Annotated in this window: 13 protein-coding genes; 3 read left to right on the plus strand and 10 right to left on the minus strand. The window is 56.6% G+C overall.

All coding sequences use genetic code 11. The annotated features are described in order from the left end of the window. Positions 1-737: 737 nt before the first annotated feature. From LOS79_RS22355 to LOS79_RS22370, 4 genes are read right to left on the minus strand one after another with little or no spacing between them, the layout of a single operon-like run. Entirely contained in the window at positions 738-1,313 is a 576-nt protein-coding gene (locus LOS79_RS22355; protein ID WP_315412438.1) for a xanthine phosphoribosyltransferase, read from the minus strand. 45 nt (positions 1,314-1,358) lie between these two features. Beyond that, complete coding sequence (locus LOS79_RS22360) at positions 1,359-1,664, minus strand: hypothetical protein (RefSeq protein WP_315412440.1); 306 nt, start codon at positions 1,662-1,664, stop codon at positions 1,359-1,361. Positions 1,665-1,707: 43 nt separating this feature from the next. Then, entirely contained in the window at positions 1,708-2,526 is an 819-nt protein-coding gene (locus LOS79_RS22365) for a TrmB family transcriptional regulator (protein WP_315412442.1), read from the minus strand. A gap of 36 nt (positions 2,527-2,562) precedes the next feature. Next, positions 2,563-3,369 (minus strand): zinc ribbon domain-containing protein, encoded by an 807-nt coding sequence (locus tag LOS79_RS22370; RefSeq protein ID WP_315412444.1) that lies wholly within the window; start codon positions 3,367-3,369, stop codon positions 2,563-2,565. Positions 3,370-3,587: 218 nt separating this feature from the next. Between LOS79_RS22370 and LOS79_RS22375 the strand changes: the two genes are divergently transcribed. Then, positions 3,588-3,974 carry a hypothetical protein gene (locus tag LOS79_RS22375; protein WP_315412446.1) on the plus strand — a complete coding sequence of 129 codons (387 nt, stop codon included), beginning with the start codon at positions 3,588-3,590 and terminating at the stop codon, positions 3,972-3,974. A 276-nt stretch (positions 3,975-4,250) separates the two neighbouring features. Then, complete coding sequence (locus tag LOS79_RS22380) at positions 4,251-4,919, plus strand: GTP pyrophosphokinase (protein WP_315422387.1); 669 nt, start codon at positions 4,251-4,253, stop codon at positions 4,917-4,919. Positions 4,920-5,241: 322 nt separating this feature from the next. On the opposite strand, the gene LOS79_RS22385 is transcribed toward LOS79_RS22380, so the two are convergent. The 3 genes from LOS79_RS22385 to LOS79_RS22395 form a co-directional block, all read right to left on the minus strand. Further along, positions 5,242-6,033 (minus strand): hypothetical protein, encoded by a 792-nt coding sequence (locus tag LOS79_RS22385; protein ID WP_315412448.1) that lies wholly within the window; start codon positions 6,031-6,033, stop codon positions 5,242-5,244. 49 nt (positions 6,034-6,082) lie between these two features. Beyond that, positions 6,083-9,172 (minus strand): DEAD/DEAH box helicase, encoded by a 3,090-nt coding sequence (locus LOS79_RS22390; protein WP_315412450.1) that lies wholly within the window; start codon positions 9,170-9,172, stop codon positions 6,083-6,085. Positions 9,173-9,489: 317 nt separating this feature from the next. Then, complete coding sequence (locus tag LOS79_RS22395; RefSeq protein ID WP_315412452.1) at positions 9,490-11,937, minus strand: glycoside hydrolase family 31 protein; 2,448 nt, start codon at positions 11,935-11,937, stop codon at positions 9,490-9,492. A 221-nt stretch (positions 11,938-12,158) separates the two neighbouring features. Here LOS79_RS22395 and LOS79_RS22400 point away from each other — a divergent pair, with 221 nt between their 5' ends. Further along, a complete protein-coding gene (locus LOS79_RS22400) occupies positions 12,159-12,923 on the plus strand; it encodes a tryptophan-rich sensory protein (protein ID WP_315412454.1) in 765 nt (254 codons plus the stop codon). Between the two features lie 99 nt (positions 12,924-13,022). Here the strand turns inward: LOS79_RS22400 and LOS79_RS22405 are convergent, their stop codons facing one another. The 3 genes from LOS79_RS22405 to LOS79_RS22415 form a co-directional block, all read right to left on the minus strand. Continuing rightward, positions 13,023-13,403: a RidA family protein gene (locus tag LOS79_RS22405; RefSeq protein ID WP_315412456.1), complete on the minus strand. Its 381-nt coding sequence runs from the start codon at positions 13,401-13,403 to the stop codon at positions 13,023-13,025. A 107-nt stretch (positions 13,404-13,510) separates the two neighbouring features. Beyond that, positions 13,511-14,179 carry an NAD(P)H-binding protein gene (locus LOS79_RS22410; protein ID WP_315412458.1) on the minus strand — a complete coding sequence of 223 codons (669 nt, stop codon included), beginning with the start codon at positions 14,177-14,179 and terminating at the stop codon, positions 13,511-13,513. Between the two features lie 32 nt (positions 14,180-14,211). Next, positions 14,212-15,486 carry an MFS transporter gene (locus tag LOS79_RS22415; protein ID WP_397386678.1) on the minus strand — a complete coding sequence of 425 codons (1,275 nt, stop codon included), beginning with the start codon at positions 15,484-15,486 and terminating at the stop codon, positions 14,212-14,214. Positions 15,487-15,572: the final 86 nt, after the last annotated feature.

Here is a 15,572-nt window from a genome sequence, read left to right on the forward strand (position 1 = left end):
GCGGGCTAGGCGCGGCCAGGCCTTGAGAGGCCAGGCCTGCGCCGGAGCCGCACCAGCGGCTTTCCGGCATTCCAGCCACGGGTGTGCCCCCTTGCGGACTGAGAGGACCTTATCCTCCCCGGCAAGGGGGTTTTTGATGTGCTTGCGGACTGAGGTTCCGTTATCTTCCGCAAACCGGCTAATTTGATGCCCTAATTTGACAAATAGGCGCACTGGAGTCCGCTTCGCAGGCTAAGCACGCATAATCTGCAAAATAAGCACATTTCAGTCCGCGTGATACATCCTGCATATTCTCCCTCTCCTAACACCGTGACTGCAACCGTAACTGCCACCGCCGCAGCATACTACTCAATATTTACTGCCGCAGCTCTTCCTCACATCACAACCTCAGTATTCCCGCATTCCAGCCTCTTACCCGCTTACCCCGGTGCACCCCTGGTTACTCACAAGCTAAAGCTAAACAGCGCAATCCCCCAGCATCAGCACAACATCTGTGCCCGCCAGTTCCATTTCCGCACCGCCTATCCCATGCCCCTTCCCTAACTTCATCGCCCTGCTTCCTATCCGCCTGCCCGCCTGCTCAGTTCGCCCCGGTTACCTGCAGACCGGCTTGCACACCCTCCCCTTGCTCCATAAACAGAAGACCCCCGGATCATTCTCCGGGGGCCTCCTGTTCACTCTATGTCCGGCCTGCAATACGGCCCATACGCCTGTTATGTGTTCGTTCCTGCAGCTTCCTAGTCTTCAGCGAAAGTTACAATCCCATTCTCGAGCGAAGCGATCCGCACCAGCGACTCCACACGGTATCCGGCTTCCTTCAGGAGCCGGCCTCCAGGCTGGAACGCTTTTTCGATCACAATGCCGATACCGGCCACACTGCCGCCTGCCTGCTCAACAATCCGGGCCAGCCCGAAGGCCGCTTCGCCGTTCGCCAGGAAGTCATCAATGATCAGCACCCGCTCGCCGGGAGCAATGAACTTTCTGGCGACGGTAATCTCGTTGGTCTCTTTCTTCGTGAAGGAATAGACCTTCTCCACATAAATATCCTCCGTCAGCGTCAGCGACTTCTGCTTGCGGGCAAAAATCAGCGGAACCTCAAGCGCAAGCGCCGTCATGATGCCGGGGGCAATCCCGGAGGATTCGATGGTCAGCACCTTGGTGACCGCCTCCCCGGCAAAACGGCGGGTGAACTCGTGGCCCACCTCCCGCATCAGAAACGGGTCCATCTGGTGATTCAGAAAGGAATCGACCTTGAGCACACCGGGGCCGAGAACAATCCCTTCGTTCATAACCTTTTGTCTCAATAACTCCATCCGCGCTCCTCCTCTTCCTTCAAATGGTCCCTACCCGCCTCAAAGCTACAGGCCGGCAGGCTTCTGCGGCAGCAGATTGCCTACGATCGACTTCAGCTCGTTATCCTGCTTGCTGTTCTTCTTCCCGCCGTCGAAGCTGGTAATGCGGATCTCCGAATACTTTTCCCCGGGTGCCAGCGGCTTAAAGATCAGTTTCTCCCGGTCCTCAAGCCGTACATTAAACTTCATGTCCTTGAACATATCCACCAGCTCCTGCTCTCCAGGGGTCTGGCCTTCTTCCAGAAACAGCAGCCCGCGCAGGGACTTAACGCCCTCCGTATGCTGTACATCAAAATGAACAATACACTCCATGCTTGTCACCTCCCTAGCTTAGTATCAGCTGTAGCTCCGGGAGCTAATCCGCCCCCTCTTCTCCTGCCTCTTCCGGCTCCTGCCATACATATTTGCTGTGAATCCGGCTATAGCGCTCCCCGTACCGCTTCTGCAGCTCAGGACCCATATCCTCTTCAAGCTCGAACAAGACCATTTCCTGTGTGAAATGGTTCAGCAGCAGCTCTACAAGCACAGGATGCTCCGTAACCACCGCCTGTGCGTTGCCGTCCTCATAACGCATGCCGAGCATGCACCATGAACGGTCGATGACAAAAGAGAACTTCCGTCCTCCGCTGCGCGGCGGCTTGCCCGGAAGCGGGGGCCAGACCGGATAAGCGGCCGGAGCGGCATTGCCGCCGTCAAACGCCCAGAGAAGCTTCACTCCGCGCAGCTCAGCCTGTTCCAGCTCGCTGCGCAGCAGCGAGGCCTCCTCCCGCCATACATCAACTACAATCTCTTGGGCGGCGAGATTCAGCTGGCGGGTCAGCTCCCCGATCACGTTGCGTTCACCCTCCACATTGTAGAACGAAGGGCTGATCGGGCCGCCGCGCGGCATTTCACTTTCCATATAGGCCAGCGAAGCTTGCACCTTGCCGGAGATCATCGTCGCCAGCTCTTCAGGGTCCAGTACGCTATAACGTGCAGGCTCGCCTTCCCCGCAGCGGACATACCCCTGCTGGGTCAGGCGCTGCAGCGCCGCATACACATTCGATCTTGATACGCCTAGCTGCTTCGCCACTTCGTAGCCCGAGGCCTGGCCTTTACTGGCCAGCTCAACCATAATTTTGGCTTCCATCTCTGTGAAACCCAAATTGCGCAGATGCAGCAGCAACTGTTTCATTTATTGTGTCCTCCTATGCTGACTGTACAACACTGTCTATATTTGCTCTGAACCGCAGCGCGGGCACCACATTGAGCCTTTCGGCAGATCCGTGCCGCAAATTTGGCATTTCACTATATCGCGTGCACCCGTTTCCCCGGCCGTCACCTGGACTGCTGGCTCGCTGGCCTTCCAGTCCCGGATGCGCCGGTCCAGCTCCAGCTGGCGCTCACGCTCCCGTTCCAGTTCATCCGCCTCACGGCGGCTCCGTTCTGTATCAGGCACAGCCTGAACGTATCCGTCAGGCTCCGCGTCATCTTCATTTACCGGAATGATCTCGGCATATGCGGTGCGGGGATCATGTCTCTTGGCAAGCTCCCGCTCTGCTTCGGTCAGCTCTTCCTCGCCGTAGAACTGATCTTCCTCATCTTCAAACTCATGTACGGTATGTACCGTCACAGCAGGTGCTTGTGCCTGTGCCGGAGCAGCTGCCGGCTCCTTGTGCAGTGAAATGGCCTCAAGCTTCCGCCCGCAGTGCGGACAGAAGTTCGCATCCAGTGCCACGATCTGGCCGCATGCGCAGAGGCGTTCATTTTTGAGCTCGGCAATTCTTCCCCGCACGCCCTCGATCTGCTCCTGCAGCCTGCTGCAGCCGCGCGCCAGCTCAATCATCTGGCCTTCGGCCACCGACATATCCCGAGTACGGAATCCTTCATAGAAAAGCTTTCCCATTTTCAAAAATTCAATTTGCATCTCATGTTCAATGTCCGCAATTTGCCCGTTCAGCTTGCTGACTTCCACCGAGCTTTGTGCTTTTTCACTCACCCGGCTGGCCCCGTCTTTAATGCGTTGCAGAAAATTCATTGCAGTTCCTCCTTCTCCAGAGTGAGAATCAGCTGATTACAGCTGTAAAACAACCCAACATTTCCACGTCACTTCATGCAGCAGCGTAAAACGTGACTCTATCATACCAAAAGTCCCCGCTAGATTCATTATTTGTCGCTGTGTGTAAAATACCAAGGAGGTTCGTGTCTGATAAACAGCCGCCGCCGCGAATATAATCGAAGAATGGAGGGTTCACATTGCCTGTCGATAAACATAAACGATATTTCGTGTCTGTGAATCATGGTCTTGTTCAAGATATGCCGTCCGGTGAACATGAATTCGAGGTTTTGCTCTCGGGTGAAGAGCTCAACGTGCTTCAGGATTTGCTGAAGGAGCTGGCCAGCAGCGATGATTTTGCCTTCAGGCGTGCTTTTATCCCCTATAAATCAGCGGATCACGATTCAGCAGCCGGGCAGTTTGACGATGCCACCCTCCGGATCTTCCAGTACCTGCACGGCCATGGGACAGATGAAACCAGGCAGCTGATTGAAGCGCTTGGCGTTCTGCCAAAGCTCGGGAATACCGGTTATCAGGATGAGGGCTACGGTCCCGGCGGCTCTGTTCCAAAGGATTCCGGTGACTGATACCGGCCTGCCTGCTCTTCATGTCTATAGTGTGCTATACGCGGCTTCAGGCAGAATGTTTCTCTTTACTGCGCTGAGGCATTATTTTGCTTCCGGGCCTGTACATCGGTTAAAATAGAATTGCATCACCTGTCAGCGGCTTTACCTTTTATGTGAGCAACGCAGTCATCCGTTCATTGCCTGCAGTCACAAATAACGAATACCGGGAGAGTTTCAGTGGAAGAATATGATAGTACACAGGTTACACTGCACAAGCTGCAAGTTCATGTGAAGGATATGCAGAAATGGCAGATCCACGAGGATTTTGCCCAGCAGATAGAGAATTTCAAGGCTTTACCGGTGCTTTACCGTCATGCACTGAATGAGCTTGAGAATAAAATTGATATCATCCGGACCGAGTGGCAGGTGCGCGACGGCTATAGTCCGATCGAGCATGTGAAATCACGGATCAAGGAACCGAAGAGCATTGTGCAAAAAATGGAGCGCAAGGGCCATGAGTTCACCCTGGACAATATGGAGCAGCATATTCATGATATCGCCGGGATGCGGATCGTTTGTGCGTTTGTGAAGGATATTTACCGGCTCGTCGATCACCTCTGCGGACGTGAGGATATCCGGGTGCTGGAGATTAAAGACTATATCGCCCATCCGAAACCAAACGGCTATCAGAGCCTGCATCTGATTGTTGCCATTCCGCTGGTGCTGCTGGAAGGAACCCGCTGGGTCAAGGCCGAAATTCAGCTGCGGACACTCGCAATGGATTTCTGGGCCAGCATGGAGCATATTCTCTACTATAAGTTCGACAAGCAGCTGCCGCCGCATGTCGCGGAGGAGCTGAAGGAGGCGGCGCGTGCCGCAGACGAGCTGGATCAGAAGATGCTCCGTCTGCGCCGGGAGATTCTGGAGCTGTCCGAAGGCGGCGGCAACAGCGGGCCTTTAGCATAAAATGCAGATAAACTGAAACGGCGGCCGTCCTTCAAGGGGCGGCCGCCGTTTCAGTTTATTTGTGATAAAAAAATGCCATAATCATGGCTAAGCCATTCAAATCAATCCAATTCTGCCCCTTATGGACTCCACAGCCTATATTCGGTGAAATAACGGCGCTGGTGTCCGCAAGTCCGGCAATCCGGTGCCTTTCCCAGGCTTAACGTCTCTCCTGTCCGTAACGTGTAGCTAGTCACTTGTACAACCTTTACGTGACTGGCTACATTCTTAACAGGGGGCCCCTACGTTATTCAAATGGTACAGTTCAAGCAGTCCTGCAGGCTTACAGTTTATTCAAGCCTGCTGCCCGTCCCGCAGCTGCTTCCGATACCCGGCGCAGCAGCAGAGCCAGCCCGGCCGGGGCCTTGGGGGTCTGCTGCAGCAGCAGGCCCCACTCCTCCTGCGGCTCAATAACATCAGGGATAGCCGGGAAGGGCCGGGCGGATATTTCATGGAACAGCGGGCCGGGCTGGTGAAGCGAGCCTTCCGCCGCCGCCTCGGCGAGCCATTCGCTGGAGGATACAGCCGGTCCCTTGCGTTCGAGCCGGGCCAGCTCCGATGCCAGTGTTCCAGGGGCCGGTGAGGTCCCGCCTGTTTCCCCGCTCCGTTCATTGCCCTGCCCTGCCCAGAGGGCAAATACTCCGGACAGCAGCTCCTCCTTAGGGAGACCGCGCAGGGCAAAGGCAAGCAGCGGCTCATCGGCCAGCTGCCGCTTGACCCGGGCCAGCAGTTCCTCTGCCGGCAGCGCCCCGGTCTCCTGACCGCTCACGGCCTGCTGCAGCTCACTGTCAGTCGGCAGCAGCTCAAGCTGCGCAGGGCCGCCATTCAGGCTGCCCTGCAGCACATCATACAGCTCCCCCGGATGGCCCGAGAGCCGTCCGATTACTTCACGCTTCCGCTCAGCGGACCATACCGGAATATTCAAGGTGAGACTCACCCGCTTCAGCTGCTCCTCTGCACCTGTACGCTTGCTGCCCGGCTGGCCGGCTCTGCCGCCTGCAGCACTTCCCAGACTCCCGGCAGCCTTGATTATGCCGGGCAGCACCTCCAGCCTCAGCTCCAGCAGTTCGCCCATTGATGATCCCTCTCTTTCTTAAGTACAAGTTCCGCCTGACACCGCCGGACTACATCCAGTCCTGGCCCTGCAGCTCAATAAGCTCCTTCAGCTCATGGTTGGACATTTCGGTTAACCAGTTCTCACCGGAGCCGACTACCTGCTCGGACAAGCTTTTTTTACGTTCGATCAGCTCATCAATCCGCTCCTCCAGCGTTCCCTGGCAGATCAGCTTATGCACCTGGACATTTTTGTGCTGTCCGATCCGGAAGGCCCGGTCTGTTGCCTGATTCTCTACTGCGGGATTCCACCAGCGGTCATAATGCAGCACATGATTGGCTCTGGTCAGATTGAGGCCTACGCCTCCGGCTTTGAGGGACAGGACGAAGAATGCAGGGCCCTCCCCTTCCTGGAAAGCACGCACCATCTCGTCACGCTCCCGCTTAGGGATGCCGCCGTGCAGGAAAAGCGGCGTCTGCCCGTACCGTCTGGCCAGGCGGCTGACCAGCAGCTCGCCCATCGCCACATATTGTGTGAAGATTAACGCGGCTTCCCCCAGCTCGGAGATGCTGTCCAGCACCTCGAACATGACATCCATCTTGCCGGACGGCTCACTGCGCGGAATGCGGCCTTCATCCTTGCGGAACAGCTGGGGATGATCGCAGATCTGCTTCAGCTTGGTCAGGGAGGACAGCACCAGCCCGCGGCGGGCCATACCCGACCGCTCTCCGATGACACCCAGCATCTCATCCACAACGCCCTTATACAACGCCGCCTGCGTCTCCGTAAGCGGACAATAAGACTTGAGCTCCAGCTTCTCGGGCAGATCCTTGGAGATATCCGGATCGCTCTTCAGGCGGCGCAGCAGGAAGGGTGAGACCAGACGGTGCAGCTCACGCAGCCGTTCCCCGCCTTCCCCGGATACATAACGCTGGCGGAACGAATGATACGTCCCCAGATAACCCGGATTCAGGAAATGAAAAATCGACCACAGCTCGCCCAGCCGGTTCTCGACCGGTGTACCCGTCATCGCAATCCGGTGCGGTGCCGTCAGCTTCATTACGCTCTGCGCCTGCTTCGTGCGGTGATTCTTAATATACTGCGCTTCATCCAGCACAACTGTTGACCAGTGCACTCCTGCCAGATCCTCGCTATCCCGGCCGGCCAGGTGATAAGTGGTCAGCACAATCTCGTGGCTGGCTGCAAGCGCGGTGAAGCCTTCCCCGCGCACCCGACGGCCGCCGTGATGGATATGCACGCTAAGCGAAGGAGCAAACCGCTGCAGCTCCCGCTGCCAGTTGCCGAGCAGCGAGGTCGGGCAGAGAATGAGTACAGGCTCCTGCTTCACTCCGGGCGCTGCTTCCTGGGCCCGGTCGAGCAGGCAGGTGATGACCTGTACCGTTTTACCGAGGCCCATATCGTCGGCCAGGCAGACACCGAAGCCCAGGCCGCTGAGTGCTGTCAGCCACTGATACCCCCGCTCCTGGTAAGGACGCAGGGTTCCGTTCAGATCCTGCGGCACCGGCCGCAGCGGCATTCCGCGCAGCACATCGCCGTGCATCAGGGACGCGAGCAGCCCGGAGGTCTCCATGCCCGTAACCGACATGCCCTTCCACAGCCGCTCCTCGCCGTCCTCTGCCGTAAGGCGCATCCAGTCGGCCGCCGTCATCTCTCCGCTCTCATTGCGCTTCATGTATCTCAGTACCTGCCGGACCTCTTTCGGGTCCACTTCGATCCATTCCCCGCGGAACTGCACAAACGGCACTCCGGCTTCTACCAGAACATTCAGTTCCTCCTCGGTTATATCCGAATCCCCGAGGGAGGCCTCAATGCGGAAAGATATAAGCTCCTCCATGCCCAGGGAGGCTTGTGCAGGACCGTCGATAGTGCCGGCTGGCGGCTGCATTCTCATCCGCATGCCGATTTTCCGCCGGCCCTCCCGGCTCCAGCGTGAAGGCATCTGCACCGTAATCCCCCGCTCGCGCAGCTCCTGAACGCTCTCCTTCAGGAAGAAATAGAGCCGCTCCGGAGGCAGCTCCACCCCGCAAGGCGCCGGCCCTGTAAGCGAGCGCTGAATATCGGGCGCCAGCTTCGCTGCCCGGCCCAGTGCGGCCAGCAGCTGCTGCTGAATGTTGCGGTAGCGCTTGCCCCACAGGGTGAATTCCCGTTCCTTGCTGCTCCAGACCGCCTCTGCCGGAATCCAGAATTCCCCTTCCTCCCGGCTCTCCGCCCAGTATGTCAGCTTCCACAGCTCATGCTCGCCCTCAGGCGGCTCCAGGCGCAGGCCCAGGCTGAGCTGTCCGCTGCTTGCTTCCTCAGTCTCGAAATGCGGCACCTCATTGCCTGCCGTCTCGCTGACCATTGCCAGCAGCTCGCTCACTTCTACAGGAGTACCCTGCACAGGAATATCCCGGCTGCCGGTGAGCAGACTGTTCCACCACAGCTCAGTCAGAGGCGAGTAGCCGCGGCGGTAGTTAGCCTTATAGGGGGACAGTGCACTCTCATTTGCGGCGGTCACATTCTTGATCTCTGCAGTCAGAATAGCCTGCAGGAAGGAATAGAGCACATACCCGCCGGCCTCCTCGCGCGAGGACAGATCCCCTTCTTCGGCCACATGCGTGCCAAGCGCCAGTACCGGCATGGAGGCGGCCATCTGCAGGAAGAAGTCCTTATCCGCTTCTTCCCTGAAGGCAGGCGACCAGCACACGGCAGCCGCCTGTTCCCCGCCGCGGCGGCGTGCTCCGACCGTACGCTGCGGCTGTGCACCCGGCACTACTCCGCCCTTGCCCATCAGCTCCAGCGCGAACCGGGCAGCGGCCGACCAGTACCGCAGCTCCCCGCCGGGTTCAATTCCCTGGGCGCGGCTTGCCTGTTCGTCCCAGGCGAGAAGCAGCTCGAACGCGTCCTTAGGTGAGAGGGCCAGCCCTTCAAGCGTGCGCCCGGGCAGGCTGCGGCGGGCCGTCCGGCCTTCAGCGGCGGCGGCAACCGGGTACTTCACTTCCGCCAGCCGCAGCGCTGCTCCGGCAAAGGGACGCCAGCCGCCCCGGAGCTCCAGCCGTTTGATTACACGTGTCCACGCGTCCACCTTCGGCTCAGAAGTCTCGCCCGAGAAGCAAAAAAACACATCCCCCAGCCATATTGCATACAGATGCTTAATCATTGATGATCTCCATTCCTTTAAGCAAACAGAAGGTGCAGGTCCATCCCAGCCGGAGGGCCGCATCCTTCTCCGCGAGTAAATATAGTGAAGCCGTACCAGCAGCATTAGCTGTACCGCTATCCGCTTATGTTCGTCGGTGTAACTTTTTTCTTCATCCCTTCATCTTATACGAAAATGCCTATATTTAAAAACCTTTCTGTACTTTTTTGAAGAATTTCCGCAGATTTTTCTGCTAATACGGGCCGTTTGCCGGCTCGCAGGTGTTCCTGAGACACCAAAGAGCCCGCCAAAGGCGGGCCAGTCTTAAGAAGTACAAGTCATTCATGAGCCAGAATGAGCAGTTCCCCGCCCTCAGCAGCATCGTTTATCTGCACAATAATTGCACCCTTCTTGCCGTTATACGCCCAGCCGGTCCGGCCGGCCTTCAGCTGCTCCAGGCTGATCTCCGCAAGCCCCTCTACCCCGGCTATGCTGAAGTTAGGATAGCACAGGGCGAACTGCAGCAGCTCCCGGCGCGGCCGGTAATCCTGTACAGTATAAGCCCACTTCAGTACCAGCGCCCCCTCTGTACCCTCAGCCTGTACCTTAAGCTCTGAATACTGTCCTCTGCGGTAGCCGAAGCTGTGCCCGTCATCCTCATACAGGCTGTAACCCGCCGAGAAGCCGCTGCCCACCTCCGCCCCGAAGAGATGGAAGATAACCGTCTCCGCCTTATCCTCCAGCGCATATTGCTTCAGCGGTCCTTCGGCCGTGAACGTCCCCGCCTGCACATACATCGGCATAATATGCAGCGGCGCAGCAGCGAGAATATGGCACCCGCCTGCATGAATCTCCCCGTCCCAGTAGTCAATCCAGTGCCCCTCCGGCAAATAGACTGACCGGTGATCCGTATCCGGGCGGTAAACCGGGGCAATCAGCACATTGTCACCCAGCAGGAACTGGTCGCACAGGTTCGTCACATGCGGGTCACGCGGATATTCCAGCACCAGCGGCCGGATCACCGGCAGACCGCATATCTCCGCCTCATGGAACAGGTTATATAAATGCGGCATCCAGCGGTACCGCAGCCCGATGAATTCGCGGAGAATCCCCTCGACCTCCTCCCCGAAGGACCACGGCTCCTGGCGCAGCGTACCGATCGAGGAATGATTACGGCAGTACGGGAAAAAGACCCCCATCTGCGTCCAGCGCACCAGCAGCTGGGCAGAGGTATGGTGGGCAAAGCCGCCGATATCCGGACCGGCAAAGGCCAGGCCGGACAGGCCCATATTGAGCACCATCGGCATCGCCATCGCCATATGCTCCCAGAAGCTGCGGTTATCCCCGGTCCATACAGCCGCATACCGCTGAATGCCTGCGTACCCGGCCCGGGTCAGCACAAAAGGCCGCTCGCCGCCCATATGCCCAGCCAGCCCCTCATAGGTAGCCTTGGACATCATCATCCCGTACAAATTATGATACTCCTCATGGGTAACCGCACGCCCGTTATTGAAATGCATCACATCGAGATCCATCGTCTTGCTCTCATTGAATACCGCCGGCTCGTTCATATCATTCCAGATGCCCTGGATACCGAGGTCCGTATAAAATTTATGCAGATCGCCCCACCACTCCGCAGTCCGGCTGTCGCTGAAATCCGGGAAGGCGCTGATGCCCGGCCACACCTCGCCGAAGAAGATATCCCCTTCCAGCCGGCGGCAGAAATGCTTCTCCAGCACACCTTCCTTATACACCTCGAATTTGGGGTCTTTTTTCACACCGGGATCGACAATCGGCACAATCCGCACACCCAGCTCCCCGAGCTCCGAGATCATTCTCTGCGGATCAGGAAAGTTAACGGGGTCAAAGGTGAAGACACGGTACTCGTCCATATAATGAATATCCAGATAGATGACATCACAGGGGATATTTTTCTCACGGAAGGTCCGGGCGAGCTGCAGCACCTCCTGCTGATTCATGTAGCTGTAGCGGGACTGGTGGTAGCCGATAGCCCATTTAGGCGGGAGCGCAATCCGTCCGGTGAGCGTAGTGTATCTTTTGACGACATCCTTCATCTCAGGCCCGTTAATGAAATAGATGTCGTATGACCCCGTAGAGCAGCCAATGGTAAACGCAATCCCATGCGAACGCATGTCGAAATCGCTCCGGCCGGTATTGTCGAGGAACAAGCCGTAGGTGAGGTCACCGTGCATATGAATAATCAGCGGTATTGATTCGTAGAGCGCCTCAATTTCCGGCAGATGCGGAGCGAAGACATCGGTGTTCCAGTTCGTATAACGCTCCCCGCGTTTATCCAGGAAGCTTGATTTCTCACCCAGCCCGTAAAAATGCGACTTCGGCTGCATATCATACTCTGCATGGCTCGCACCGCGCGGGTTCCAGCTGGCCAGATTCTGCTGCATGATGGTCTTGCCGGCCGTATTCTCTACGCGGAGCAGAAATGATGATTTCTCGATAATCAGCCTGATGTCACTAGTTGTGAAGATCAGTTGCCCGTCCGTCTCCTCTACCGGGAACAGATGCGGGACACAGTTCTCATTCATCACCGCCGCCGATGTAGTGAGGTCAGGCACTTGGCCGTGAAAGAGCTTCATCCGGAACATATCATCACTCAAAAAGATAAAGACCATTCCGGCGCATTCCCCGCGTACAATGTAGACATTCTCCGCCAGCTCCCAGGACACCACACTGCCCGGGGTATTCCAGGTCTCCTTCATCACCAGCGGCCCCATTTTCTCGGGGCGTATCGCCTCGCTGCTCTCCATGCATTTTAGCCCCCTTTGGTTGTAGCCTGTTCTATCCCGGTTCTTCCCGTAAAAGCACTTCTTGACTACATATTACCCCGGGCTCGCGGAAGACTATCCGCGATTTTTATGACCTGTTGGTCATTTTTTTGCCGGGAACCGTCATAATTGCCGTTAAAGCGGGTATATTCTATGTAGGCCAAGGTCGAACCAACTAAATAACCAATCTTAGGAGTGATATAATGAGCAGATCCAATCCTTATAAGTGGTGGAACCTCCTGCTGTATCTCGGCGTGATCGCCGTCAACACCCTCTCGGTGACCCTGCCGCTCGGCGGGAACAGCACCGGTGAAATTTCGGACAGGTTTTCTACCTATATCACACCGGCGGGCTATGCCTTCTCCATCTGGTCCCTGATCTATATACTGCTGGCCGGGTTCGTCATTTACCAGTTCCGCAACGCTGCCGGAGGCAGGGATTCCATACAGCGGATAGGCATCTGGTTCATACTGAGCTGTCTCTTTAATATGGGCTGGCTGTTCCTCTGGCATTATCTGTACATTGAGCTGTCAGTAGCCGCCATGGCACTGCTGCTCCTTTCACTGATTGTGATCTACCGCCGGACACGCAGCATTGCAGATCCGACTACAGGCGAGAAATGGCTGGTTAAGCTGCCCTTCAGCATTTATCTCGGCTGGATATCGGTAGCCACCATCGTGAATGTAAGCATTGTGCTGGACAAAAATAACTGGGACGGCTTCGGACTCAGCGGACCAGCCTGGGCTGTCATTATGCTCTGTGTAGGCGCAGTATTGGCTGTACTTGTCAGTTTCCCTCACCGGGACAGCATTTATCCGCTTGTCTTCGTCTGGGCGTATATCGCTATTGCTATGGAGCATAAGGGTACTGACGGGATTTTCTTCACCGGTGTAATTATCGCAGGACTTCTGCTGCTCTACAGCATCTGGCTGCTGCTTACCCCGCGCCGTGCCGGGAGCAGATACTGACCCTTTCCTGTCCAGAGCCAAAAAATCCCCCGCACCTTTAGATAAGGTTACGGGGGATTGCCGCTCATTCCATGTTATCCTGCATATACCGGACATCTGTTATTTCTTGCGTGCTACCGCTTCAATCTCTACGAGACCGTCCTTAGGCAGACGCGCTACCTCAACGGCACTGCGGGCCGGATAAGGCTCGGAGAAGAAGGAACTGTACACTTCATTGACTGCCGCGAAATCATTCATGTCCTTAAGGTACACGGTAGTCTTCACCACATGATCCAGGGATGCGCCTGCTTCCTCCAGGATCGCCTTCACATTGCTCAGCGACTGGCGGGCCTGCTCCTGCACATTATCTGCCAGTGTACCCGTCTGCGGATCCAGCCCAAGCTGGCCTGATGTATAGACCCAGTTCCCGGCGATAATTGCCTGGCTGTAAGGGCCGATGGCTCCCGGCGCTTTGTTTGTTGCCACCTGTTTTTTACTCATGATCTGCTCCTCCTGCTTGCTGTACGCGGCCTGCCGGCCGCTATGTACAAGTAATGGTTTGTCTTATTGTACGTCCTCCGCTCGGCATATTGCAAACCTTGGCAGCCCTAATGCTTGCCGATAACCTGAATTACATCGCTGGAGTAGATATGCACGCCGCCGGTGTCCGCAAGGGCAATATTCATCATCGCCCGCGCTACTCTGGCTGCAGGCACAGCGCGGTACTTCGCCGCTTGTCCGATCATAGCGAAGTCCAGACCCTTCATCAGCACGGCAGCTGCACGCTCGCCGAGCCGGAATTCCTCCCGCTCGCCCAGCAGCAGGGAGGGCCGGAAGAGATGCAGGCCGTGGAAGCCGGCCGCAATCAGGCCGTCCTCCGCCCGTCCCTTGGTGCGGCTGTAGAAGTTGCGCGACCTGGCGCTTGCCCCTATCGAGGATACGGCCAGAAACTGCTTCACTCCGCAGTCTTTGGCAAGGGCCGCTGCAGCGAGCGGATACTCCAGATCAACCCGCTCGAATTGCTTCTGTGAGCCGGCCTTCTTAATAGTCGTTCCCAGACAGCAGAACACGGCGTGGACGCCTATGAACTGCTCTTTATACTGCTCCAGCTGCTCCCAGTCGATTACAGCCTGCTTCAGCCGTTCATGCTGCAGCTGCAGCGGCAGCGGCCGGCGGACCAGCACGCGGACCTCATCCCAGGCTCCGTTCAGCAGATCCTCTGTCAGCGCCCTGCCTACCAGCCCTGTTGCTCCCAGCACTACTGCAATTCTCGTCACCCGGATCGCCTCCTTGTTATCAGACCTTTATATTATTGATCCCGCAGAATACGGCGGCCCAGCAGCAATGCCAAGATAATCATCAGCGTCCCTACAACAAGCTGCATGCCATACACCTGCATCCCTTCAGGCCAGGCCTTAATCCATTCATAGATCCGCCCCCCGATCAGCGGGCCGAAGAAAGCGGCAAGCCCCGTAAGCGCCGCATACATAGCCATGTACATCGGCCGCTCTTTCTTAGGTGTATCCCCGATAATAAAGTTGAAGGCCAGCTGGTTGAAGCCGCCTACACCTACCCCAAACACAATATGGGCAGCAAACAGAACAGGCAACATCGGCAGTACAGACAACAACCCCCACATGAGTGAGGAGACGGCGATAATCGGCAGCGTCCAGAGCAGCAGCCGCTTGTTGCTGTATCTGGCATTCAGATTGCCCCATACATAGAAGCTGGCCATCATGAAGACGGTCTGTGCTACATTCAGCAGCGACAGCTTCTCATAATTGATATGCAGCAGCTGCAGCATGACATAGGAATACAGCGGTACTGTCAGGTTCTGCAGCAGCAGCCAGGCTGACAGGAACAGCGTAGACTTCATGAACAGCTTATCATGAAGCGGTTTCTTAAACATCGGCAGAAAATTCTTCTCTTCCGATCTCTCAAACGGCGCATCAGGATAAAAGATGAATACTACTACGTCCATGAATGCAAATATCCAAACGATAATGTACAGAATCAGGAACCCGTGCCCGCCCGGATAACGGTCCAAAATCAATCCGCCCCCGTACATGACCAGGCTTCCCAGTGCATTCAGAAATGTATTGCGTATGCCGAAATACCGGCCTCTTACCCGGGCAGGCACAAGGTCACTGATCACAGAGTTCCACAGCATACCGCCAGCAGTACTGGCTATGAAAGCAATTGTATACAAAACTATGAAAGCGGTCACCCAATGCGCCTGGGGAAAGATAAACGGTACAAGACCGGTAGATCCCCATAACAGTCTATGCAGGCCGATAAAAGTAACCATCGCCCACTTGCGGCTCGGCAGCTTCTGGATCAGGTAGGCCACTCCGATTTGTGCTACGTTTACGAGGGTGGTAAGCGCCAGGACGAATCCGATCTGGCTGGAGCCCGCCCCCAGATATAACAGAAAGCCGGTCAGGAACTGCCCTTGCAGCAGCACCTGAAATATCGTGGCCGGTATCCCTTCAAAGGTGGCAATCTGCAGATTCTTACGGTGTATCGAGGCTTTGCGTACTTCCTTAGAGCGGTTCCGCAGCGGCCGGTTTCTCATGATGTTCATGGGGTGATAACACTCCTTTGATGCGGCTTTTGCTTCATTCTACTCCGCAGCAAGTTCCTGTCAATGCACCGAAATCACAAATAAAC

This window comes from Paenibacillus sp. MMS20-IR301, from assembly GCF_032302195.1.
Lineage (GTDB): Bacteria > Bacillota > Bacilli > Paenibacillales > Paenibacillaceae > Paenibacillus_AQ.

Bases quoted from the DNA above. Each gene is read 5' to 3' on its own strand.
- LOS79_RS22360 (WP_315412440.1), bottom strand. From the start codon at position 1,664: ATGGAGTGTATTGTTCATTTTGATGTACAGCATACGGAGGGCGTTAAG.
- LOS79_RS22365 (WP_315412442.1), bottom strand. From the start codon at position 2,526: ATGAAACAGTTGCTGCTGCATCTGCGCAATTTGGGTTTCACAGAGATG.
- LOS79_RS22355 (WP_315412438.1), bottom strand. From the start codon at position 1,313: ATGGAGTTATTGAGACAAAAGGTTATGAACGAAGGGATTGTTCTCGGC.
- LOS79_RS22370 (WP_315412444.1), bottom strand. From the start codon at position 3,369: ATGAATTTTCTGCAACGCATTAAAGACGGGGCCAGCCGGGTGAGTGAA.
- LOS79_RS22405 (WP_315412456.1), bottom strand. From the start codon at position 13,403: ATGAGTAAAAAACAGGTGGCAACAAACAAAGCGCCGGGAGCCATCGGC.
- LOS79_RS22390 (WP_315412450.1), bottom strand. From the start codon at position 9,172: ATGATTAAGCATCTGTATGCAATATGGCTGGGGGATGTGTTTTTTTGC.
- LOS79_RS22400 (WP_315412454.1), top strand. From the start codon at position 12,159: ATGAGCAGATCCAATCCTTATAAGTGGTGGAACCTCCTGCTGTATCTC.
- LOS79_RS22385 (WP_315412448.1), bottom strand. From the start codon at position 6,033: ATGGGCGAACTGCTGGAGCTGAGGCTGGAGGTGCTGCCCGGCATAATC.
- LOS79_RS22395 (WP_315412452.1), bottom strand. From the start codon at position 11,937: ATGGAGAGCAGCGAGGCGATACGCCCCGAGAAAATGGGGCCGCTGGTG.
- LOS79_RS22415 (WP_397386678.1), bottom strand. From the start codon at position 15,486: ATGAACATCATGAGAAACCGGCCGCTGCGGAACCGCTCTAAGGAAGTA.
- LOS79_RS22380 (WP_315422387.1), top strand. From the start codon at position 4,251: ATGCAGAAATGGCAGATCCACGAGGATTTTGCCCAGCAGATAGAGAAT.